Here is a 23,096-nt window from a genome sequence, read left to right as displayed (position 1 = left end):
GGATGCATGGCGAGGATCGTCAAGTATCGCGTACCCACCACCCCCTTGCCATCCCGCCGGCTGCGTGCCAGGAACGGTATCGCCAGTCCGTGACGTGATGGGGATCCCGATGCCGCCGCTCTCCGCCAAGCCCGCCGCCAAAGCCGCTCCCAAATCCGCCGCCGGGTCGCTCGCCGGCTTCTGCCCCTGGGCAGGGGAGGAGGGGGTGCGGGTCTATCTGCGGCCGGTCGGGTTGATGCCGATCGCCGCCTGGGCCAAGGGGGCGGCGGTGCCGCTGGCCGGCGGGCGCTTCGCCTTCTCGACCGCCGAGCTGATCGTCCGCGACCAAGCCTCGCGCATCGACCGCGCCTTCGCGCCGCTGTCGGAGATCATGGCCTGGGGCTGGGAGCGGTCGCGCGCCGTGGCGGAGGCGCTGGACCGCCAACTGGGCGCGCTGACCCGGGCGCGGGCGCCCTTCGCCGGGCTGGCGCTCGACCGGCCGCTCATCATGGGCATCGTCAACGTGACGCCCGACAGCTTTTCCGACGGCGGCGACTTCCTCGATCCCGCCGCCGCCATCGCCCATGGCGAGGCGATGCTGGCGGCCGGCGCCGACATCCTGGACATCGGCGGCGAGTCTACCCGTCCCGGCGCCGCTCCCGTCCCGCCGGAGGAGGAGGAGCGGCGCGTCCTGCCGGTCATCCGCCATTTCGCCGAAAAGGGGGCGACCGTCTCGGTCGACACCCGCCACGCCAGCGTGATGGACTCCGCCGCCGCGGCCGGTGCCCGCATCGTCAACGACATCGCCGGGCTGTCAGATCCGCAAGCCCTGCCGGTCGTCTCGCGAACCGCGACGCCGGTGGTGGTGATGCACATGCAGGGCGAGCCCGGCACCATGCAGGCCAACCCGACCTACCGCGACGCCGCGCTGGACGTGTTCGACTGGCTGGAGGAGCGGATCGCCCGCTGCGCCGCGGCCGGCGTGCCTCCGGAGCGCATCGCCGTCGATCCCGGCATCGGCTTCGGCAAGAGGACGGAGCACAATATGGAGATCCTCCGCCATACCGCGCTGTACCATGCGCTGGGCTGCACGGTGCTGATCGGGCTGTCGCGCAAGGGCTTCATCGGCCGCCTGTCACGTGAGGAACCGCCGAAGGAGCGGCTTGCCGGCTCGCTCGCCGCCGGGCTGGAAACGCTGAACCAGGGCGCGCAGATCCTGCGTGTCCACGATGTGGCGGAAACTGCGCAGGCCCGTGCCCTTTGGGAAGGGCTGCATCCCCGCTGATCCAACCATTACCCCTTTCGCGCAGCCGCCTAAGGGAGCTTGACCCGGCTGGGCTGCCGCGCGAAGAAACATCCTTCGCTTGTCATTTCCAGCGCCCGACCCGACATGCGGGCGTGGAGACGGTTCCTGCACGAGGTTTTCATGACGCGACACCTGTTCGGCACCGACGGCATCCGTGGCACCGCCAACATCGACCCGATGACCGCCGAAACGGCCCTGCGCGTGGCGATGGCGACCGCGCTGCAGTTCCGCCGCGGCGACCATCGGCACCGGGTGGTAATCGGCAAGGACACCCGCCTGTCCGGCTATCTGCTGGAACCGGCGCTGACCGCCGGCTTCATCTCCATGGGGATGGACGTGGTGCTGGTCGGGCCGCTGCCGACCCCGGCGGTCGCCATGCTGACCCGGTCCTTGCGCGCCGACATGGGCGTGGTGATCTCCGCCTCGCACAACCCCTATCAGGACAACGGCATCAAGCTGTTCGGCCCCGACGGCTACAAGCTGTCGGACGAGGTCGAGGCGGCGATCGAGCGGCGCATGGCGCTGCCCTTCGCCCCCGATCTCGCCGGCCCCGCCGATCTCGGCCGCGCCAGCCGGATGGAGGACGCCACCGGCCGCTACATCGAATATGTGAAGAACACCTTCCCGCGCGGGCTGCGGCTGGACGGGCTGAAGATCGTCGTCGATTGCGCCAACGGCGCCGCCTACAAGGTCGCGCCCAAGGTGCTGTACGAACTGGGGGCCGACGTGATCCCGGTCGGCGTCAGCCCCGACGGCACCAACATCAACAAGGGCTGCGGCGCCACCGCCACCCAGACCCTGCAGGAGCAGGTGGTGGCCCACGGCGCCCATCTGGGCGTCGCGCTGGATGGTGACGCCGACCGCCTGATCATGGTGGACGAGTCCGGGCGCCCGATCGACGGCGACCAGTTGATGAGCCTGATCGCCACCTCCTGGGCGCGGTCGCAGACCCTGCGCGGCGGCGGCGTGGTCGCCACCGTGATGTCCAACCTGGGCATGGAGCGCCATCTCGGCGGGCTCGGCTTGCATTTGGCTCGCACCCCCGTGGGCGATCGCTATGTCGTCGAGATGATGCGCGAGCGCGGCTACAATGTCGGTGGCGAGCAGTCGGGGCATGTGGTGCTGTCCGACTATTCCACCACCGGCGACGGGCTGATCGCGGCGCTGCAGGTGCTGGCAGTGCTGATCCAGGCCGAGGGCCGGTCGGCCAGCGAGGTCTGCCGGGTGTTCGATCCGGTGCCGCAGAAGCTGACCAATGTCCGTTTCGCCGCTGGAACGAAGCCGCTGGAGGATGCCGTCGTCCAGCAGGCGATCAGGGAAGGCGAGGCGCGGCTGGCGTCGAGCGGCCGCATCCTGATCCGCAAGTCCGGCACCGAGCCCGTCATCCGCGTGATGGCGGAGGGCGACGACGAGGCGCTGGTCCATGGCGTCGTCGGCGACATCGCCGACGCCATCCGCGCCAGCGCCGCCCGCAGCCTGGAGGCCGCGCAATGAAAGGCAGGGTCCTGATCGTCGCCGGATCGGATTCCGGCGGCGGTGCCGGCATCCAGGCCGACATCAAGGCGGTTAGCGCGCTCGGCGCCTATGGGATGACCGCCATCGCCGCGCTGACGGCGCAGAACACCACCGGCGTCTATGGCGTGGTGCCGGTCGATCCGGCCTTCGTCGCCCTGCAGATGAAGGTGGTGCTGGAGGATATCGGCGCCGACGCGGTGAAGATCGGCATGCTCGCCAACGCCCCCGTCATCGAGGCGGTGGCGGCGGAGTATGAGGCCCGCGCGGTCAACGTGCCGCTGGTGCTCGATCCCGTGATGATCGCCAAGAGCGGCCATCACCTGCTCGATCCCGACGCCGTCGTGACGCTGCGCAAGCGCCTGCTGCCGCTGGCCGAGGTGGTGACGCCCAACCTGCCGGAGGCGGAGGCGCTGACCGACCTGCCGATCCGCGATCTGGACGACATGCGCCGCGCCGCGGAACTGCTGCTGAGCTTCGGTCCGAAATCGGTGCTGCTGAAGGGCGGACACCTGGAGGACGACAGCCTCTACGACCTGCTTCTGACGGAAGAGGGCGAGACGGTGTTCGAGGGCCGGCGCGTCCACACGCCCCACACCCACGGCACCGGCTGCACCCTGTCGTCGGCGATTGCCGCCGGTCTGGCCCAGGGGCTCGGCACGCGCGACGCGGTTGCGCGGGCGCGGCGTTACGTGGAGACGGCGATCCTGACCGCACCGGGGCTGGGCCACGGCCATGGGCCGCTCAACCACCTGCACACGGTGCGGGAGTTTTCGTAAACGGGGCGTGCTCGGCCCCCTCCCTAACCCTCCCCCACCTTCGGTGGGAGAGGGGACTGCCACTGCTCAGCAACTCTTCCCCTCTCCCGCGAAGCGGGGGAGGGAGGGAGGGGGCATCACCTGTCCGCAACGCCCCCCAAACATCACTTGCTGTAGTCGTAGAACCCGCGGCCGGTCTTGCGGCCGAGGTAGCCGGCGTCGACCATTTCCTTCAGCAGCGGGGCCGGGCGGTACTTCGGGTCGTTGAAGCCTTCATAGAAGACCTCCATCACCGACAGCATGGTGTCCAGACCGATCAGGTCGGCGAGCGCGAGCGGGCCGATCGGGTGGTTGCAGCCCGCCTTCATGCCGGCGTCGATGTCCTCGGCCGTGGCGATGCCTTCCTGCAGCGCGAAGATCGCCTCGTTGATCATCGGGCAGAGGATGCGGTTGACGGCGAAGCCGGGGCTGTTCTTGGCGGTGATCGGCGACTTGCCGACGCGCTTGGCGAAGGCCATCGCCTTGGCATGCGTGTCGTCGCTGGTCTGGATGCCGCGGATGATCTCCAGGAGCGCCATCAGCGGCACCGGGTTGAAGAAATGCAGGCCGATGAAGCGGTCCGGACGGTCGGTGGCCGTCGCCAGCTTGGTGATGGAGATCGACGAGGTGTTGGTGGCGACCAGCGCCTCCGGCTTCAGCGTCGCGCAGAGGTCCTTCAGGATCTTGACCTTCAGATCCTCATTCTCGGTCGCGGCCTCGATCACCAGATCGCAAGCACCCAGCTTCGACTTGTCGGTGGTGGCGGTGATGCGCGCGACGGCGGCCTCGCGGTCGGCGGCGGTCATCTTCTCCTTCTTGACCAGACGGTCCAGGCTGCCGCCGACGGTCGACAGGCCGCGCTGCACCGCTTCCTCGGAGATGTCGGTCATCACCACCGTCAGGCCGGCGACGGCGCAGACCTGGGCGATGCCGTTGCCCATCTGTCCGGCGCCGATGACGCCGATGGTCTCGATTCCCATGCTCTCGGCCATTGTTCCTTGTCCCTATCGGTTGGCAGTTGCGTTGGTTCGCAGGTGCAGCAAGTTCTACACGCTTTTTCGTTGCGCTGCGATGACTTGTCGTATGCGGCATAGGGACCTTCCGGCCGGCGCGTCGACCTGCCGCAGCCCCGTCCCAATCGCAGGTCGGCGGAAATCCGCCGATGCCGTCGGGCGCGCAGGCGGAAATCCGCCGATCCGAGGCTTAGTCCGAATGGCCAGGTCGAGGGTTTTCAACTGTTTGCGCGGCGAACTGACTATGGCATGCCCCTTGCTCTTCTCCGAGGCAACCGCGGCGACGGGCCGCGGACCAAGCCCCAGGGGAGAGAATCGATGCTTCGGAAGAGCCTGCTTGCCGCCGCCGCCTTTGCCGCCGCCGCACTCGCCACCCAGGCCGCGTCGGCCGCCGATCTGGTCCGACTCGGCAACCTGAAATTCGCCCATTACGGTGCTGTTTCCTACATGAAGGAGATTGCCGGCAAGTACGACCTGAAGATCGAGGAGCGGGTCTTCCCCAAGGGCATCGACATCCTGCCGGCCATCGTCGCCGGCGAGATCGACGTCGCCGCCAGCGCGGTGGACGCCGCCATCGCCGGCCGTGCGTCGGGCGTGCCGATCTATGCGGTGGCCGGCTTCGCCAAGGGCGGGGCGCGCATCGTTGCCAAGCCGGACGCCGGCATCAAGTCCATCGCCGACCTGAAGGGCAAGAAGGTCGCCACCCCGCGCGGCGGCGCGCAGGAGCTGATCCTGCTGGCCGAACTGGCGAAGCATGGGCTGAGCTGGTCCGACCGTTCGGGCAAGGACGTGCAGATCGTCTACATGGCCTACGCCGACATGAACCAGGCCCTGCTGGCCGGCAGCATCGACGCCATGTCGCAGTCCGAACCGCAGTCGAGCCAAGCCATCAACAAGGGCTTCGGCGTCGAGGTGATCAAGCCCTACGACACCGAACTGGGCGAGCCGGTCCGCTCGCTGGTCATCACCGAGGACTTCTACAACAAGAAGCGCGACGTCGCCGAGCGGCTGGTCCGCTGCTTCGTCGAGGCGACGGCGACCTTCATCGCCAATCCCGATCTGGCGGAGAAGTATGTCCGCGAGCAGATGTTCAAGGGCCAGATCAGCAGCCAGGACTTCCGCGACGCGATCGGCAACTCCCCCTACAGCTACGACCTGTCGGTCCATCACGTGCAGGTCACGACCGACATGATGCAGAAGTTCGGCGTCGGCCGCATGGACAACCCGCCGAAGGCCGCCGACTGGGTGAAGCTGGACCTGCTGGAAAAGGCGAAGGCTTCCATCAGGACCGGTGAAGTCAAGACCAACTGAGCCGACACCCAGCGGAAGGAGGACGCCCCATGTCCCAAGCCAAGACCCGTTTCTCGCCCGCCGCCATGCTGCGCGGCTCTCTGGTTCCCGTGCTGGTGATCGTGCTGTGGCAGGTTCTGTCCACGTCCGGCCTGATCAACCCGGTGGTCCTGCCCTCTCCCGTCGCGGTGGTGGAGCGCTGGTGGGCCTATCTGCTGCCGACCGAGGCCTATGATCCGGCGCAGTCCAGCTGGATCCTGTGGGCGCTGTCGGGCGAGATGCTGTTCGACGCCTGGTCCAGCCTGTACCGGGTGGTGCTGGGCTTCGCCGTCGGCGCCGGGCTGGCGCTTCCGCTGGGCCTCGCCATGGGCGGCAACCCGCGCGTCTATGCGCTGTTCGACCCGCTGATGCAGGTGCTGCGGCCGATCCCGCCGATCGCCTACATCCCGCTGGCCATCCTGTGGTTCGGGCTGGGCAATGCGCCGGCCGTGTTCCTGATCGCCATCGGCGCCTTTTTCCCGGTGCTGATGAACACCATCGCCGGGGTGCGCCATGTCGACGGCATCTATCTGCGCGCCGCCCGCAACCTGGGCGCCGGCAAGCTGACCATGTTCGTCCGCGTCATCCTGCCGGCCGCCACGCCCTACATCCTGGCCGGCGCGCGGATCGGCATCGGCACCGCCTTCATCGTCGTGATCGTGTCGGAGATGATCGCCGTCAACTCCGGCCTCGGCTTCCGTATCCTGGAAGCACGCGAGTTCATGTGGTCCGACAAGATCATCGCCGGGATGTTCACCATCGGCATGCTGGGCCTCGCCATCGACATCGGCATGAACCGCCTGAACAACCACCTGCTGCGCTGGCACCGCGGGCTCGAGAATTGATGGGGAGGGGATGGAGATGACGCCCATGCTGAAGACCGTTGCCGACACCGCGCCCGTCGCCGAGACGGCCCCGGTCCAAATCCAGGTTCGTGGGGTGGAGAAGACCTTCTCCGTCGGCCCGCAGAAGATCGTGGCATTGCAGAACATCGACCTCGACATCCGCAAGGGCGAGTTCGTCTGCCTGCTGGGGCCGTCGGGCTGCGGCAAGTCCACGCTGCTGAACGCGGTGGCGGGGTTCCAGCCGCCGACCAAGGGCAGCGTCACCGTCGATGGCCGCACCATCACCGAACCCGGTCCCGACCGCGGCATGGTGTTCCAGGAATATGCCCTGTTCCCCTGGATGACGGTGGCGCAGAACGTCGCCTTCGGCCTGGAGATCAAGGGCATGTCGAAGGCCGAGATCGCCGAGCGGGTGGAGTGGCTGCTGCAGAAGCTGCACCTGCAGGACTTCCGCAACCGCTTCCCCAAGGATCTGTCGGGCGGCATGCGCCAGCGCGTCGCCATCGCCCGTGTCCTGGCGCTCGACAGCCCGATCCTGCTGATGGACGAGCCGTTCGGCGCGCTCGACGCCCTGACCCGCCGCACGCTTCAGGACGAGCTGCTGCGCATCTGGGAGGAGGTCGGCAAGACCATCCTGTTCGTCACCCACTCCATCGAGGAGAGCATCTATCTGGCCGACCGCATCATCGTGATGACCTACCGGCCGGGCACCATCAAGCGTGACGTCATCGTCGACATGCCCCGTCCGCGCGACGGCTCCGCCCCGGAGTTCAACCGCCTGAAGCGGGAGCTGTCGCAGATGGTGATGGAAGAGCAGCAGCGCTTCAGCCAGGACGAAATCCGGTCCGTCACAGCCGATTGACCGGGGGACCCAAGCGAAATGGAAGGGGCGCCCTGCAACGGCCAGCCCCTATGCAAAAGTGTTGCAGCGAGGCCCTTTAAGACGTGCAAAGTCTTGCAGGGCCTCGTTTTTCCAGGATGGACATTGCCGAAGAAATCTTCGGTGGCTAACCGTTCAGCGACAATTTGGCGTTCATGTAGCGGTTTAGACTTACCTTCGCCTCAGCTGCCTCGATTGCTAGGCGGCGATGCACGTCGGGCGTGGTGCGGAACAGAATCTTCCCCGAAAACTCTCGGTCGGCCAGCGGCTCGGGGACGGCCTCGCCATTCGCGCGCATGTCCTCTACCGTCTCTGCCACAAGCGAGCGGATGCCGCGCAACGCGTTGATCTCGTCCTCATCAAGCCAGGAAAGGCTGGGGAACTCTGCGCAGGTGGCGACGTGCTCCTGGTCTTCCGGCGACCACGTGACACGGTACGTGTAATGGCTATTCGGCATCCTCGTTCTCCTGTCGTCCCTGCGCCAGCAGCCGGTCAATGGCTTGCACGACCTGCTTTACCTGATAACCCCTTGGCTTTGCCGTTCTTGCCCTCCTGGATATTCACGCGGGGATCTCCAGCCCAAGGGGTGCGATATACGGCGTGGCTTGTTCCGCGTTGACGCGGTGTGCCGAAGCAGTGTTCGCAGACCTTTGCAACGTCTGCGAAGGGTACATCGTGCGGCACGGTCCGCATCCGCCGCAGAATGTCCTCGATCTTCGCCATTTGCGTTGCCATAGTATCAATAACGCTATCATAGCCTAGCGCTGGCGCGGTCGGATAGCAATGTTCGATCTGCGCGGTCGCCGCTGAAAAATCGGCTGTGACCGTAACAACTTTGTGTAGGGGCGCCCCGCCATGTGCGCCCTTTTCCGTTTCGCGTCAGAGCTTCGCCGCTTCCTCGCCGATGCGTTGGCGCAGCCAGCTGTGGGAGGGGGAGCCGGTGTTGCGGCGGTGCCAGATCATCGACATCTCATAGTCGCCGACATCGAAGGGCAGGGGGCTGGTGGCGAGGCCGAGCGCGTCGGCACACAGCCGGGCCAGCCGGGCGGGCAGCGAGGTCAGCATCGGCGCCCGCATCAGGATCATCGGGATCGCCAGGAACTGGGTGGTGGAGGCGGCGACGCGCCGGCTCGTACCGAGCGCTGCCAACTCGTCGTCGATGAAGCTGGTCAGGCCGCCGCGCAGGGACGGCATCAGGTGCGGGTAGCGGGTGTAATCCTCCAGCCCGATGGGCGGAGTGACCGGCACGAGAGCCGGGTTGTACAGGCAGACATGGGTCTCCCGGTACAGGACCTGACGGTCGTGCCAGCGCCGCAGTTCCGGCAGATAGCCGATCGCCAGATCGAGGGTGCCGTCGTCCAGCGCATCCAGCATGGCGTCGGGATCGAGGCTGCGTAAGGCGACCGACACCCGCAGGTCGCCCTCTGCCGCATCGCGCAGGATGCCGGTCAGCAGAACCGCCTGCATGGAATCGGGGGTGGAGATGCTGAAGCTCCGTTCCTCCCGATGAGGGTCGAAGTCCTCCTCCGCCGACAGGGCGCGGGCGGCGCCGACCAGCAGGTCGCGCAGAGGCTCCGCCAGCCGTTGGGCGCGGGGCGTCGGCTCCATCCGGTTGCCGGTGCGCACGAAAAGCGGATCGCCGACCAGCGTGCGCAGCCGGCCCAGCGCGTGGCTGACCGCCGATTGGCTGACGCCCAGCGCCTCGGCCGCACGGGAAACGTTGCGGGTCTCCAGCAGCGCGTCGAACACCTTGATCAGGTTCAGGTCGAGCGCCGGGTTATGAATAGCTTTCATGACGATATGAACCAAAGCCGCCTACTTCATTGTGCACTAGACGGTGTATTCTGTCGAGGCAGAGCTGACCCAGCAGCCAACAATCAAGAAATCTTCAATTCGTAGCCAACGCCCGCAACCGGGCAACGGACTCGTCGTCACCACACTCCGGCGGTTCCGTTCAGGGAGAAAGAGGCAAGAGCCATGATCAGCATCAACGTCAACGGCGAGAACCGTCAGGTCGACGTGCCCGAGGACATGCCCCTCCTGTGGGTTCTGCGGGACGAGTTGAACATGACCGGCACCAAGTTCGGCTGCGGCGTCGCCCAGTGCGGCGCATGCACCGTCCATGTCGACGGCACGCCGACCCGCGCCTGCCAGACCCCGGTCGGCATGCTGGGGCCGGACAGCAAGGTCACCACCATCGAAGGCGTGAAGGGCAAGGCGGCGCAGGCCGTCCAGGCGGCGTGGCAGAAGCTGGACGTCGTCCAGTGCGGCTATTGCCAGTCGGGCCAGATCATGAGCGCGGTCGCGCTGCTGACCGACAACCAGAACCCGACCGACCAGGACATCGATGCGGCGATGGACGGCAATGTCTGCCGTTGCGCCACCTATGTCCGCATCCGCGCGGCGATCAAGGATGCCGCCCAAACGATGAGGGCCTGATCCATGCTGCATCATCTGATCCGTCAGGCCGCCCGGAATGGGTTCGCTGCCGATCTTTCGCTTGCGCCGCTGTCCGCCCCCTCGCGCCGCGGATTCCTGAAGGCCATCGGCGCCGGGGCCGGCGCGCTGGTCGTCGGCGCGCATGTGCCGCTGCCGGCGCTGGCCGCTGACGCCGCGGCGAAGACGGTCGGCCCGGCCGACCCGCGCCCGCAGCTGTTCGTCATCGTGGCGCCGGACAACACGGTCACCGTGCTGGCCAAGCATCTGGACAAGGGCCAGGGCATCGTCACCGGCCTCGCCACCATCGTGGCGGAGGAGTTGGACGCCGACTGGGCCCAGGTGCGCGGCGCCTTCGCCCCGGCCGACAGCAAGCTGTACGCCAACCACATGTTCGGCATCCAGGGCACCGGCGGCTCCACCGCCATCGCCAACAGTTGGGACGAACTGCGGATGGCCGGTGCCGCCGCCCGCGCCATGCTGGTCGCCGCCGCTGCCGCCCGCTGGAACGTGCCGGCCGGCGAGGTGACGGTGTCGAAGGGCGTCGTCCGCCATGCGGCGAGCAACCGCAGCCTCACCTTCGGCGAACTGGCGGAGGAGGCGGCGAAGCTGCCCGTGCCGCAGCAGGTCAAGCTGAAGGACCCCAAGGACTATGTGCTGATCGGCAAGCCGGACCTGCACCGGCTGGACCACATCAGCAAGACCAACGGCACAGCGATCTTCGCCATGGACATCCGCCGCCCCGATCAGGTGACGGCGGTTCTGGCCCGCAGCCCCCGCTTCGGCGGCACGGTGAAGAGCGTCGACGACGCGGCGGCCCGCAAGGTGCCGGGCGTGATCGAGGTGGTGAGCCTGCCGGTCGGCGTCGCGGTGATCGCCAGGAACACCTGGGCCGCCATGAAGGGCCGCGAGGCTCTGACGGTCACCTGGGACGATGCCAAGTCCGAGATGCGCGGCACCGACACCATGCTGGCCGACTACCGCAAGCTGGCCGACCAGCCGGGCGCTGTCGCCGCCGGCAAGGGCGATGCCGACAAGGCCTTCGCCGAGGCGTCGTCCAAGGGCGGCCATGTGGTGGAGGGCGACTTCGTCTTCCCCTATCTCGCCCATGCGCCGATGGAGCCGCTGAACGCCGTGGTGGCGCTGAACCCGGAGGGTGGCTGCACCATCTGGGCCGGCTCCCAGTTCCAGGGCGTGGAGCAGATGGTCGCCGCCCATATCCTGGGCTGCAAGCCGGAACAGGTGAAGATTGAGACCCAGTGGGCCGGCGGCAGCTTCGGCCGGCGCGCCACCACCAACGCCGACTACATCGCCGAGGCGGTGATGGTCGCCAAGGCCTATCCCAAGGCGCCGGTGCATCTGGTCTGGACGCGCGAGGACGACATCAAGGGCGGCCGCTACCGTCCGCTGTTCCTGCACCGGATCAAGGCGGCAGTCGATGCCAAGGGGGCCCTGGTGGCCTGGAAGCAACGCATCGTCGGCCAGAGCTTCATGGCCGGCACGCCCTTCGAGGCGGTGATGGTCAAGAACGGCGTCGACGCGACGATGGTCGAGGGCGCGTCGGACATGGCCTATGCCGTGCCGAATCTGGCGGTGGACGCCCACACCGTCGCCTCGCCGGTCACCACCCTGTGGTGGCGGTCGGTCGGGCACACCCACACCGCCTATTCCAAGGAGGTGATGATCGACCGGCTCGCCAAGGCGGCCGGCAAGGACCCGGTGGCCTTCCGGCTGGAGATGCTGAAGGACCATCCGCGTCTGGCCGGCGTGCTGAAGCTGGCGGCGGAAAAGGCCGGCTGGGGCCAGCCCATGCCGCAGGGCAAGGGCCGCGGCGTCGCCGTGCACGAAAGCTTCAACACCTATGTCGCCCATGTCGCCGACGTGACGGTCGACGCCAAGGGTCAGGTCAAGGTCGACCGGGTCGTCGTCGCCATCGACTGCGGCCAGGTCATCAACCCCGACATCGTCAAGGCGCAGATGGAGGGCGGCACCGGCTGGGGCATCGGCCATGCGCTGCGCGGCGAGATCACCATGACCGACGGCGTGGTGGATCAGGCCAACTTCGACAGCTACCTGCCGATGCGGATGTCGGACATGCCGGCGGTGGAGGTGCACATCGTACCGTCCGGCGAACGGCCGACCGGCGCCGGCGAGCCCGGCGTCCCGACCGCCGCGCCCGCCGTGGCCAACGCCGTCTTCTCGGTGACCGGCCAGCCGCAGCAGACGCTGCCCTTCAGCCGCAACGGCATCGTCAGCTGAGGCGGGACAGCTAAGGCGAAGCGGACTGCGGTGAAACGGCGATCCCGGCCGTCCGTGCGGCGGCCGGGATCGCAGCAGGCCGCAAGGCGGTCCAGCCCTGATCCACCAGCAGCCGCAAGGCTGTGTCCGGCCGTATCGGAGAGGCAGGCAGAGCGGTGGGAGCGACACGCTCCGCCGCTTCCGGCGGTTCGCTGCTCAGAAGCCGGGCGAGTTGCCAGGGCCGCGTCCCCAGCGGATGCGGCCCCCAGGGGTCGACTGCAGCGCTCGTCGCCGCGCCTGCGGCCACTGGTGACAGCGCCGTCAGATAGGCGGCGGCGCGCACCACCGCGGCCAGCAGCAGAACGGCCAGCGCCACCACCATCCAATGCCGGCGGCGCAGCCGGGCGGCGACGGGATCCGGTCCCGCGTCCCCGTCCGGAGGCGGCAACCGGTCATGGCTGGAGTTGCGTCGTGCGATAACGGTCATGCGGCGCACAGCATGGCCTATCGACGCCCCGGACGTGTCGGTCTTTCCCGGCGAAAGGCCGGAACAGGGGGAGTGCCCCCGGCGCTCATCCCTCCGCCCGCCGGCATGCTCCCTTCGGCGCGGGTGCGGCACCCCGATGGCGGCAGCCCCCATGTCAGTGCTGCTGTCAGCGCCGCCGGTCGATCTCCGCCCGCACCTTGCGGAACCAGCGCAGCTTTTCCTCGAAGGGCAGGCGGGCGAGGCCGCTCGGCGACGGGACCACCACGTCGGCGACGCCGTTGAACAGGGGGCGCTCCTGCGCCCCCCACGGCGCGTCCGGCAGGCCGGTCGCCGCCAGATAAACCCCCTTGCCGGTATAGGCCAATACCTTCGGCCGGACGAAACCGACGATCCGCGCCAGCCGCGGCACCCCGCCGCGCAGCTCCGCCCGCGACAGTTCGGCGGCGCCGGCGGTGGCGCGGGCGACAAGGTTGGTGGAGCCCAGGCCGATGGCCGGCAGGGTGACGTCCTCCTCCGGCCGGTAGAGGCGCGGGGTCAGCCCGGCCTCATGCAGCAGGCGCCAGAACTGGTTGCCGCGCCCGGCATAATGGTGACCGAGCGCGCCCGACCGCAGGCCGGGGTTGAAGCCCACGAACAGGCAGTCGAGCCCCGGCGCCACGATGTCGGGCAATGGCCCGGCGGCAGGCGGCATCCCTTCCGGGGGAGGGGCCGGAGCATCGTCGAACAGGTCCATCGGTCGGTTCCTCTCCGCAGGGAGAGGAAATATAGGACTCCGCCGCCCCGCTCAAAGCGAGGCGGCGACCGCGGGGGCAGGCGGACTGCTCCGTTCGTCCTGCAGCATCGCGAGGATGCGGTCGGTCATTCTCAAGGCCAGTGCCACGATGGTCATGGTCGGGTGGTCGGCGCCCATGGTGGGGAAAACGGAACTGCCGGCGATGTAGAGGTTGCCGACGCCATGCACGCGGCCTTCCGCATCGACCACGCCGTGGCGCGGCGATTCGTGCATGCGCGTCGTGCCCATGTGGTGCCAGCACCAGCCGACATCCGCCATCGTCGCCTCGGCGGACTCGTCCGGCCGCCCGTCCGTCTTGATCAGGCCGCGGCGCAGCAGATCCTCGCGCAGCAGGCGCTGGGTCTCGGCCGCGCCCCGGCGGTCCTGCTCGGTCAGCCGCCAGTCCACCCGCGGCAGGTTGCAGCCGAACGGGTCGGTGGCATGGTCCAGCGTCACGCGGCTGTCGGGATTGGGGACGGGCTCCAGCACCGTTTCCAGGGTGAAGCGCCGGGACAGCCAGCCCGGATCGATGATGCTGTCGAACAGGGCGTGGGCGAGCTGCGGCATGCTTCGCAGGATACGCGGGCCGGCATTGCGCAGCAGGCTCACCGCCTCGTCCTCCGACACGCCGAAGCGCCGGCAGCTGTGGCGCGAGGGCAGGAGCCGCAGGTCGCGCATCGCCTTGAAGGCGTCCAGCGCCGCCGAATGGTAGGAGGCGACCAGATAGGTGCGGGAATTGGGCAGCGCGTGGCGTTCCTGAAACTCCGCCGTCGGCGACAGCGCCAGCGCCACCGACGGGTGCGGCCGGCGCAGACGCCGCCGCGCCAGGCACAGGCTGACGTCGTAGAGCGTGCGGTGCCGCCCCTGCTGGGTCAGGCGGATCGGCGGTGTCTTGAAGCGCGGATGGTCGGCGAAGTAGCGGCCGACGAGATCGTTGCCGTTGCCCAGCCCAGCCGCCTGCACCTTGTTGGACAGCAGCAGGATGCGCGCATTCTCGATGCCGCCGCAGCACAGCACGAACATCCGGGCGCCGACGGTGAAGCTCGGGCCCTCCAGCGTGCGGACCTGCACCCGTTCCACCGCGGTGGCGGTCTGGTTGGTATCCAGGCCGGTGACGTTGGCGTTGAGGAAGGCGGTGATGTTGGCGGCGCGTCCGATCTCGGCACGGTAGGCCTCGCCCATGCGGATCGGCGGGCTGAGCTGGGCGACCCGGTTCTCGAAACCATCGCCGCCCCGGTCTTCCACCGGAAACAGCGCCGCCTTCGGCCCGCCGACCCGTTCCATCCAGAAATCATTGTCGTATTCGAACGGACCCAGGCCCAGCACGCTCTGCGAGCGCTCATAATAAGGCATCATCGTGTCGCGCGGGATCGGCCATCCGCTGTCTGGAATCCAGGACCGTTCGGCGAAATCGCCCGGCTCCAGCGGGCGGGAGAAGCCGCCCCAGCAGTTGGTGCTGCCGCCCAGATAGCGGCTGCGCGCGGTGGTCAGCCGCTCATACGGCAGGCCGACGTTGCGGCCGGCATACAGCGCCTGGGAAATGCCCTCGACCTCCAGCCCGCCGCCTTCGAGCAGGACGACGCTGCAGGAACTGCCGGCCAGCTCGCGCGCTATGGTCAGGCCGGCGGCACCCCCACCGATCACGCACAAGTCGCAATCGATATGGGTACCGTTCAGGACATGGCGGGCGTCACGAAGCAAACTGGCCTCCGTACCAGGGATATAAGCCGTCCCTTCTTGCCCCGGACACGTAGCCTAGGCCGAGCACGCATTCGGCTATACCCCCGGCGCGCCGCAATACTCCGATACTCAACGCAAGCGCGGCACCCCGGACGATCCGGAGAGCCGGTCCGCATCGCCCCGGCCGCCGGGGGGGATGGCGGAAATGATGCTGGGAACGACGGCCGCAGTCGACGGTTGAAATGGGGAAGAACGGTGCCTCGGCCCGGCCGGAAGGCTCCGGATGAACGCGCACCGGCAACCACGCAATCGCAGGAACCGCCGCCATGAAACGCCATCATCTTCTCGCCACCGCCGCCATGATCCTGTTCTCCGCCCCCACGCTGTCGCTGGCCCAGACGCCGACGCCGCAGAAGACCGTGACCGAGAAGGGACAACTGTCGCAGCAGGACATGACCTTCGCCGAGAAGGCCGCGATGAGCGACATGTTCGAGATCCAGGCCGGCAAGCTGGCGCAGGACCATGCCAAGGACAATGGCGTCAAGCAGTTCGGCAACCACATGGTGGCCGACCACACCAAGACGTCGGAAGCCATGAAGGCGATGGCCCAGCAGAAATCGATGACGCTGCCGACCAAGCTCGATTCCGAACATCAGCAGAAGCTGGACAAGCTGCGCGGTCAGCAGGGTGAACAGTTCGATTCCGCCTATCTGCAGGGCCAGATCGACGCCCACCAGACCGCCGTCACCCTGTTCCGCACCCAGGCCGAGAAAGGCCAGGACGCCGACCTGAAACGCTTCGCCGAGCAGGCCCTGCCGACCCTGGAGCAGCATCTGCGCCAGGTCCGCGACCTGCGCCCGAACGTCGCCTCCACCAGCGGTGCAGCCCAGCAGAGCACCAGCTTCGAAAACATGATGGGCAAGGCCGTCTATGGCGAGGACGGCGGCAAGCTCGGCGATGTCGCCGACATCATCCTCGACGCCCAGTCGGGCAAGGCCACCCAGGTGATCCTGGACCGCGGCGGCATTCTGGGCATCGGCGCCAAGCAGGTGGCCCTGGACTACACCCTGTTGAACGCCAATGGCGACCGCATCGTCGCCCGGCAGGTGACCGAGGATCAGGTCAAGCAGATGGCCGAGTTCAAATACGACGACAACACCGTCTCGCTGGGCCAGCGCAACAGCGGCGGCAGCAACGCCGACCACGGCACCATGAACAAGGGCGGCGACATGAAGAACGACGCAGCCCACGGCACCGCCAACAGCCTGGACAGCACCCAGCCGCGCAACCCGCAGTAAGGCTTGCGGCGGATTTGAGCCGACACCAGCCGAGCGGCGCCGGGAATCCACTTCCCGGCGACCCCGGCCAACCGACGGAGAAAGCAAGGATGGCGAACGCCAGCAAGAAGCACATGAGCCCCAGCGGACAGGGCAAGGGCACCGGAACCGGCGCCACCACCGACCTGCCGGCCGGTTCCATCGGCGACAACGCGGTCCTGTCGAACCGCGACAAGTCCCGCCATTCAGACGCCCGCGGGCTGGACAGCAAGACCGTGCAGACCGAGCAGATGCAGGATCACGCGGCCAACCGCGATCCGGACGAATAAGGGGCAATAAGGGGCCGGTCCCGGCCGGCCCCCCTCAGGTTCGGCCCCTCAGCCCCGCCAGAACTGGGGCATGAACAGCACAAGCACGGTGAACAGCTCCAGCCGGCCCAGCAGCATCGCCAGAGACAGCAGCCATTTCGCCGAATCCGGCAGGGAGGAGAAGGTGCCGGCCGGACCGATGATGTCGCCCAGCCCCGGCCCTACATTCGCCAGCGCGGTCACCGCGGCGCTGGCGCTGGTGATGAAGTCCAGCCCCAGGGCCATCAGCGCGATGGTGATCACGCTGTAGGCGGTGAAGAAAAGCGCGAAGAAGACGATCACCGATCCCAGCACGTCGTCGTCCAGCTGCCGGTTGCCGTATTGGCGCGGAAAGACGCCGCGGGGATAGATCAGGTGAAGGAAATGGGTGCGCAGCACCGTCACCATCACCTCGAACCGGAAGATCTTGATGCCGCCGGCGGTCGAGCCGGTGCAGCCGCCCATGAAGGTCAGCCCGAAGAACACGCCGACCGCAAGATTTCCCCATTGGCTGTAATCGGTGTAGGCATAGCCGGTGGTGGTGACGACCGACACCACGTTGAAGGCCACCAGCCGCAGGGCATCGTGGAAATCGTGCCCGTGCTTCAGCGCCAGCCAGATGCTGAGCGGCAGGATCACCGCGGCCAGAAAGGCCAGATATGTGCGCACCTGGCTGTCCTTCCACAGCGCGTCGCGCTGGCCGGTCAGGGTGCGGACATACAGGACGAAGGGCAGGCTGCCCAGAAGCATGAACAGCGTCACCAGCCAATGCAGGACCGGGCTTTCGAAATGCCCGATGGAGCTGTCGGATGTGGAGAAGCCGCCGGTCGACAGGCTGGTCAGCGCATGCACCACCGCCTCGAACGGCGTCATCCCGGCCAGCCAGTAGCAGACCCCGCAGATCGCCGTCAGCCCGGCATAGACCGCGACGATCGCCTTGGCGATCTGCTGGGCGCGCGGCAGCACCTTCTGCGACCGGTCGGAGGATTCGGTGCGGAACAGCTGCATGCCGCCCACCCGCAGCGCCGGCAGGACCGCGATGGCGACGCCGATGATGCCGATGCCGCCCATCCATTGCAGCAGCGCCCGCCACAGCAGGATGCCCTCCGTCGTCCGGTCCAGCCCGACCAGGACCGTCGATCCCGTGGTGGTCAGTCCCGACATGGTTTCGAAGAAGGCGTTGGCGTAGTTCAGCGACAGATCCGGGAAATGGCCGAACTGGAAGGGCAGGGCGGCGAAGGCCGCGGTGCTGGTCCAGGTCAGCGGCGTCAGCAGGAAGGCCTGCCTCAGCGACAATCCGCCATGCAGGTGGCACCGGGTGCCGAGCGCCATCGCACCGCCGCAGGCGCCGGTGAAGGCGGCCGAATAGAGGAAGACCCTGGCGTCCGGGTTGCCATAGGCGAAATCGACCGCGGCCGGAATCAGCATCGTCGCGGCAAGCGCCAGCAGCACGATGGAGACGATGAACAGGATCGGCCTGAAATTCGGCATGATGTCTCTGGTCAGGGGAATGGGCGGCGGGAAGGGGATGACGTGTCGGGCAGGGCGGTGCGGCCGATCAGAAGAACTCCAGCCCGACCGCGAACAGCTTTTCGACCTTGCGCACCAGATCGGCGGTGGCCATCACGATGACGCGGTCATGCGGTTCGATCGCCGTCTGGCTGGTGGGGATGATGACCTCCCCGCGGCGGACCAGCGCACCGATCATCATGCCGGCCGGCAGGCCGATGGATCCGATGGGGCCGCTGACCGCGCGCGAGGTCTCCAACGCCTCGGCCTCCACCACCTCGCCGAAATTGTCGCCGATGGTCTGCACCGCCGCGACCCGGCCGCGCCGGACATGGCGCAGGATCGAGGACACCGTGACCGCCGCCGGGTTGACCACCACGTCCATCCCCAGCCCGGCGACGATCGGCGCGTAGGACGTCTTGTTCAGCAGCGTGATCGCCCGCCCGCAGCCGGCGCGCTTGGCGAGCAGCGAGGTGAAGACGTTGGTCTCGTCGTCGTTGGTGACGGCGACGATGGTCTCGGCCCGGCCGACCTGCGCCTCTTCCAGGATCTCGTGGTCCAGCGCGTCGCCGTTCAGCACCACGGTGCTGGAGCGCAGCGAGCGCGAGATCAGCTCCGCCCGGTCAGCGTTGCCCTCGATCATCTTGATGGAGATGCCGCGCATGTGGCGCTCGACGATCTGCGCCAGGTTGAAGCCGACATTGCCGCCGCCGGCGATGACCAGACGGCGGGCCGGCGCCTCGCTGTGGCCGAACAGGGCGACGACGCGGACGATGTCGGCGGTGCGGCACACCAGATGCACGTCGTCGCCCAGCCGCAGCTGGTCGTTCCCCTTTGGCACGAAGCCGGCGCCGTCGCGGAAGACGGCCAGCACGGCCGCGCGCACGTCCGGAAACATCTCGGTCAGGCGGCGCAGCGGCGTGTTGAGCAGGGGCGAGCTGTTGGTGCAGTGGACGCCGATCAGGTGCACCTTGCCGTCGGCGAGCGGCACCATCTCGAACGCGCCGGGGGAGCGCAGGCGCCGCGCGATGCTGTGGGCGATCTCCACCTCCGGCGAGATGACGACGCTGATCGCCAGATGCTGCGCGGAGAACATCGCCGACCATTCCGGCTGCAGATAGGCCTGCTTGCGGATGCGGGCGATGCGCAGCGGGATGTTGAACACCGAATGGGCGACCTCGCAGGCCACCATGTTGACCTCGTCGGAATGGGTGACGGCGATCAGCATGTCGGCATCCCGCGCCCCTGCCTGGGCCAGCACATCCGGGTGCGAGGCATAGCCGACCATCCCGCGCACGTCGTGGCTTTCGTCCATCCGCTGCGCCAGCTCGGTCGAGGTGTCGATCACCGTGATGTCGTTGTCTTCCAACGCGAGGTGCCGCGCGATGCTGGCCCCGACCTGCCCCGCCCCACAGATGATCACCTTCATGCGCCCGCCCCCGGCCTGTCCACGATGCACTCCAGCCCAACCGGCCAATGTCAGCAAATGACGGCAAAGGCGAAGCGTTGCAAGCCAAAGCGGATCGGGCGGAGTCCGGGCGGCGCTCAGAAACCATCCTGCCGGCCCGTTTTCACTGTGCTACACTGCGCTGCCGCCACTGCCGTGCGAGCGCTCCGGTGCACGGAAAACTCCGGGACCCGCTCGCAAACGGGTAGGCGCTGATTCGACTGGGATCTTTGACATCGTTCAGAACGTAACGGGATCATGAAACCTGACCGTCCGGTCAGGAACGGCCACCGCTCGAAAAAGCGGATAAACTTGACGCCGAATCAGCGGGATGTAAGGTACCTGTCTTCCCGAGCAGAAATGCTTGGGCCTCATTGAAGCCAAGTGGCTCAGCCAGACCATGCACATCATCAACGCGTCTTCCCGAGCAGAAATGCTTGGGCCTCATTGAAGCCGCCTCCATGCGATCCAGTCGGCTTTCCGGGAGGTGGTCTTCCCGAGCAGAAATGCTTGGGCCTCATTGAAGCGGTCAGCGGTGGCAAGGGGCGCGAATGGCGGCGTCCAGCGGTCTTCCCGAGCAGAAATGCTTGGGCCTCATTGAAGCAATCCCGCCGCGGCTACCGCCGAAGAACTCCGCGCCGTCTTCCCGAGCAGAAATGCTTGGGCCTCATTGAAGCGGCCATGCGCTCGTGGATGATCGGCTATCTGGACGGATGTCAGAACGGGTCTTCCCGAGCAGAAATGCTTGGGCCTCATTGAAGCAACGCGGTAGCGACCACCTTCGTAGCCGCTGACCTCGTCTTCCCGAGCAGAAATGCTTGGGCCTCATTGAAGCCAGTTTTGCTCTTCACGTGCCGCAAGTTGTGCTACAATCGTCTTCCCGAGCAGAAATGCTTGGGCCTCATTGAAGCACGATGGCGATCATGTTCTCGACAGACAGGTGGCCGGTCTTCCCGAGCAGAAATGCTTGGGCCTCATTGAAGCTTGCCGCCGCCCAGCAGGGGGCCGTCATCGCCGTATGGTCTTCCCGAGCAGAAATGCTTGGGCCTCATTGAAGCGAAGTCGGGGGAAAGGCACGGCAGCGGGCCGAATTGGTCTTCCCGAGCAGAAATGCTTGGGCCTCATTGAAGCGTCGTACCGCGCGGACGTCCCGGCGCATCATGCAGGTCTTCCCGAGCAGAAATGCTTGGGCCTCATTGAAGCGCACAGAATATGGGTGCACCGATCAAGATATGAATAGTCTTCCCGAGCAGAAATGCTTGGGCCTCATTGAAGCTGCATGATGGTGGCAGCCCACGCCGCAAGGTCCGTGCCGTCTTCCCGAGCAGAAATGCTTGGGCCTCATTGAAGCAGCGCGTCGATGTCAGCCTCAAGGGCAAGCTTCGATGTCTTCCCGAGCAGAAATGCTTGGGCCTCATTGAAGCTGGAATGGTGAGGCCTTCAAGGTGGCCTCACCTATTCGTCTTCCCGAGCAGAAATGCTTGGGCCTCATTGAAGCAACAAGCCCACGGACGTCGGCTATCGCGACCTGCTGATGTCTTCCCGAGCAGAAATGCTTGGGCCTCATTGAAGCACCTTCCTGGGCAGGATAAAGACATCCGGACGCAGTTGTCTTCCCGAGCAGAAATGCTTGGGCCTCATTGAAGCTCGATGAATGCAACATCGGTGGTAAGGCCGGCATCGGCCGGTCTTCCCGAGCAGAAATGCTTGGGCCTCATTGAAGCTTGGGACACCCCTTCGAAGGCGACTGGCTGAACGCCTGTCTTCCCGAGCAGAAATGCTTGGGCCTCATTGAAGCATATGCGCACTCAGCGTCATCAACTGGAACGGGGTGTCTTCCCGAGCAGAAATGCTTGGGCCTCATTGAAGCGGCAAGACGATCGTCCTGAGCGCGACGGTGCAGCGGGGTCTTCCCGAGCAGAAATGCTTGGGCCTCATTGAAGCATTTATCCCGCACCACCGTTCTGGACCGGCAGTCGCCGCGTCTTCCCGAGCAGAAATGCTTGGGCCTCATTGAAGCTCCATAGCCATGGCGAAGAAGGCCGGGCTGTGGGGCAAGGTCTTCCCGAGCAGAAATGCTTGGGCCTCATTGAAGCGCCTTTGCCATGGTGGCGGTTCCTTTATGCGTGAGCGTGTCTTCCCGAGCAGAAATGCTTGGGCCTCATTGAAGCGCTTGCGCGTCATGGCTGGTGCCGATGATCTCCATGTCTTCCCGAGCAGAAATGCTTGGGCCTCATTGAAGCGCCAACCCGCTGGGCTGGGGCAGCGCCATGCCGATCCGCGTCTTCCCGAGCAGAAATGCTTGGGCCTCATTGAAGCAACGGCTCTTCGTCCTTTATCAGCATTTTGGACCCTGGTCTTCCCGAGCAGAAATGCTTGGGCCTCATTGAAGCAATGCGATGCCGGCGGGGGCCTTGCCGCAGTACACGGTCTTCCCGAGCAGAAATGCTTGGGCCTCATTGAAGCGCTTGCGAGCTGGGCGACCCGGCCACTCCGACCTTCTGGTCTTCCCGAGCAGAAATGCTTGGGCCTCATTGAAGCTTGACGTACCAAGCCTTCTGTTCGTCCGTGAGGGCCGTCTTCCCGAGCAGAAATGCTTGGGCCTCATTGCACCGACTCTGTGTGCGGCATGATCGCCGAAGCCGCCCGCCCGGCATCATCCGGCATTGCCGGGGAGGCTGCCGGTTGGGGGGTGCATGGCTGGGTGTACTCCCCCGGCGGGTGGTTCGGTGGCAACATGTGGAGCGGAGCCTCCGCAAACCGACAATGCCGAAGGCCGGTAATAGAGAAGGAACGTCCATGTTGAAGCTGCGCTGGAGCCCCACCTCGCCCTATGTGCGCAAGGTGATGATGGTCGTCATCGAACGCGGGTTGGAGGATCGGGTGGAGCGGGTGGCGACCGATCCGTGGTCGGCCGATACCGACCTGCCCAAGGACAACCCGCTGGGCAAGGTTCCCGCCCTGACGTTGGAGGATGGCACCACCCTGTTCGACAGCCCGGTCATCGTCGAGTATCTCGATTCGCTCGGCGACCGGGCGCCGCTGTTCCCTCCGGCAGGGCCGGCACGCTGGACCGCGCTTCAGTTCCAGGCGATCGCCGAGTAACTGCTCACGTGGCTGGCTGGGCCTGGGCTGTTGCCCAGGCGCTGCGCGCATTGGGGGTGGTTGGTGATCCGGTGTTGCGTTGGTGGGGCGGACGTGAGTCAAAGGCGGGATGACGATCCCGCCGCGCTATCGCCTGA

General features: G+C 66.8%; 20 protein-coding genes and 1 CRISPR repeat array. Of the genes, 11 read left to right on the top strand and 9 right to left on the bottom strand.

What is annotated here, in order from left to right:
* Positions 1–109: 109 nt before the first annotated feature.
* The 3 genes from folP (at position 110) to thiD (ending at position 3,576) form a co-directional block, all read left to right on the top strand.
* Positions 110–1,264: a dihydropteroate synthase gene (gene folP / locus VD964_RS15820; protein WP_324869499.1), complete on the top strand. Its 1,155-nt coding sequence runs from the start codon at positions 110–112 to the stop codon at positions 1,262–1,264.
* A gap of 141 nt (positions 1,265–1,405) precedes the next feature.
* A complete protein-coding gene (gene glmM, locus VD964_RS15815) occupies positions 1,406–2,779 on the top strand; it encodes a phosphoglucosamine mutase (protein ID WP_324869498.1) in 1,374 nt (457 codons plus the stop codon).
* Positions 2,776–3,576, top strand: a complete 801-nt coding sequence (gene thiD, locus VD964_RS15810) for a bifunctional hydroxymethylpyrimidine kinase/phosphomethylpyrimidine kinase (protein WP_324869497.1) — start codon at positions 2,776–2,778, stop codon at positions 3,574–3,576. Before glmM ends, thiD begins: the two co-directional genes overlap by 4 nt.
* A 143-nt stretch (positions 3,577–3,719) precedes the next feature.
* Here thiD and VD964_RS15805 read toward each other — a convergent pair whose 3' ends face one another.
* Positions 3,720–4,586, bottom strand: coding sequence for a 3-hydroxybutyryl-CoA dehydrogenase (locus tag VD964_RS15805; RefSeq protein WP_324869496.1), 867 nt, complete (start codon positions 4,584–4,586; stop codon positions 3,720–3,722).
* 339 nt (positions 4,587–4,925) lie between these two features.
* Between VD964_RS15805 and VD964_RS15800 the strand changes: the two genes are divergently transcribed.
* Genes VD964_RS15800 through VD964_RS15790 form a run of 3 tightly spaced genes read left to right on the top strand, consistent with a single transcriptional unit; the run spans position 4,926 to position 7,643 of the window.
* On the top strand, positions 4,926–5,918 hold the full coding sequence (locus tag VD964_RS15800; RefSeq protein WP_324869495.1) for an ABC transporter substrate-binding protein: 993 nt from the start codon (positions 4,926–4,928) through the stop codon (positions 5,916–5,918).
* A 29-nt stretch (positions 5,919–5,947) separates the two neighbouring features.
* A complete protein-coding gene (locus VD964_RS15795) occupies positions 5,948–6,781 on the top strand; it encodes an ABC transporter permease (RefSeq protein WP_324869494.1) in 834 nt (277 codons plus the stop codon).
* A gap of 25 nt (positions 6,782–6,806) precedes the next feature.
* Complete coding sequence (locus VD964_RS15790; protein WP_324869493.1) at positions 6,807–7,643, top strand: ABC transporter ATP-binding protein; 837 nt, start codon at positions 6,807–6,809, stop codon at positions 7,641–7,643.
* 145 nt (positions 7,644–7,788) lie between these two features.
* Here VD964_RS15790 and VD964_RS15785 read toward each other — a convergent pair whose 3' ends face one another.
* The 3 genes from VD964_RS15785 to VD964_RS15775 all read right to left on the bottom strand — a co-directional run bounded on the left by VD964_RS15785 (position 7,789) and on the right by VD964_RS15775 (position 9,455).
* Entirely contained in the window at positions 7,789–8,118 is a 330-nt protein-coding gene (locus VD964_RS15785; RefSeq protein WP_324869492.1) for a type II toxin-antitoxin system HicB family antitoxin, read from the bottom strand.
* Positions 8,119–8,153: 35 nt separating this feature from the next.
* Positions 8,154–8,384 (bottom strand): hypothetical protein, encoded by a 231-nt coding sequence (locus tag VD964_RS15780; protein ID WP_324869491.1) that lies wholly within the window; start codon positions 8,382–8,384, stop codon positions 8,154–8,156.
* Positions 8,385–8,540: 156 nt separating this feature from the next.
* A complete protein-coding gene (locus tag VD964_RS15775; protein ID WP_324869490.1) occupies positions 8,541–9,455 on the bottom strand; it encodes a LysR family transcriptional regulator in 915 nt (304 codons plus the stop codon).
* Between the two features lie 183 nt (positions 9,456–9,638).
* Between VD964_RS15775 and VD964_RS15770 the strand changes: the two genes are divergently transcribed.
* A complete protein-coding gene (locus tag VD964_RS15770; protein ID WP_324869489.1) occupies positions 9,639–10,100 on the top strand; it encodes a (2Fe-2S)-binding protein in 462 nt (153 codons plus the stop codon).
* Between the two features lie 3 nt (positions 10,101–10,103).
* Positions 10,104–12,356, top strand: a complete 2,253-nt coding sequence (locus VD964_RS15765) for a xanthine dehydrogenase family protein molybdopterin-binding subunit (protein ID WP_324869488.1) — start codon at positions 10,104–10,106, stop codon at positions 12,354–12,356.
* Between the two features lie 10 nt (positions 12,357–12,366).
* Here the strand turns inward: VD964_RS15765 and VD964_RS15760 are convergent, their stop codons facing one another.
* From VD964_RS15760 to VD964_RS15750, 3 genes are all read right to left on the bottom strand, one after another.
* Complete coding sequence (locus VD964_RS15760) at positions 12,367–12,822, bottom strand: hypothetical protein (RefSeq protein ID WP_324869487.1); 456 nt, start codon at positions 12,820–12,822, stop codon at positions 12,367–12,369.
* A 166-nt stretch (positions 12,823–12,988) separates the two neighbouring features.
* Complete coding sequence (locus VD964_RS15755) at positions 12,989–13,555, bottom strand: mismatch-specific DNA-glycosylase (protein ID WP_324869486.1); 567 nt, start codon at positions 13,553–13,555, stop codon at positions 12,989–12,991.
* Positions 13,556–13,606: 51 nt separating this feature from the next.
* The gene (locus VD964_RS15750) at positions 13,607–15,295 is read right to left on the bottom strand and encodes a GMC family oxidoreductase (RefSeq protein WP_324869485.1); all 1,689 of its coding nucleotides are present in this window, start codon (positions 15,293–15,295) and stop codon (positions 13,607–13,609) included.
* A 305-nt stretch (positions 15,296–15,600) separates the two neighbouring features.
* On the opposite strand from VD964_RS15750, the gene VD964_RS15745 reads away from it, so the two are divergent.
* Positions 15,601–16,572 carry a DUF4142 domain-containing protein gene (locus VD964_RS15745; RefSeq protein WP_324869484.1) on the top strand — a complete coding sequence of 324 codons (972 nt, stop codon included), beginning with the start codon at positions 15,601–15,603 and terminating at the stop codon, positions 16,570–16,572.
* Positions 16,573–16,661: 89 nt separating this feature from the next.
* Entirely contained in the window at positions 16,662–16,880 is a 219-nt protein-coding gene (locus VD964_RS15740) for a hypothetical protein (RefSeq protein WP_324869483.1), read from the top strand.
* 48 nt (positions 16,881–16,928) lie between these two features.
* Here VD964_RS15740 and VD964_RS15735 read toward each other — a convergent pair whose 3' ends face one another.
* Both VD964_RS15735 and trkA read right to left on the bottom strand, forming a co-directional pair.
* Positions 16,929–18,389 (bottom strand): TrkH family potassium uptake protein, encoded by a 1,461-nt coding sequence (locus VD964_RS15735; protein ID WP_324869482.1) that lies wholly within the window; start codon positions 18,387–18,389, stop codon positions 16,929–16,931.
* 67 nt (positions 18,390–18,456) lie between these two features.
* Positions 18,457–19,836, bottom strand: coding sequence for a Trk system potassium transporter TrkA (gene trkA, locus VD964_RS15730; RefSeq protein WP_324869481.1), 1,380 nt, complete (start codon positions 19,834–19,836; stop codon positions 18,457–18,459).
* Positions 19,837–20,198: 362 nt separating this feature from the next.
* A CRISPR array of direct repeats spans positions 20,199–22,468; the repeat unit is 37 nt; unit sequence GTCTTCCCGAGCAGAAATGCTTGGGCCTCATTGAAGC.
* A gap of 185 nt (positions 22,469–22,653) precedes the next feature.
* Here trkA and VD964_RS15725 point away from each other — a divergent pair.
* On the top strand, positions 22,654–22,959 hold the full coding sequence (locus VD964_RS15725; RefSeq protein WP_324869480.1) for a glutathione S-transferase N-terminal domain-containing protein: 306 nt from the start codon (positions 22,654–22,656) through the stop codon (positions 22,957–22,959).
* Positions 22,960–23,096 lie beyond the last annotated feature (137 nt).

The sequence above is a fragment of the Azospirillum sp. genome (assembly GCF_035628975.1).
Classification (GTDB): domain Bacteria; phylum Pseudomonadota; class Alphaproteobacteria; order Azospirillales; family Azospirillaceae; genus Azospirillum.
Note: the sequence above shows the minus strand (reverse complement) of the source record. Positions and strands in the feature narration are given on the sequence as shown.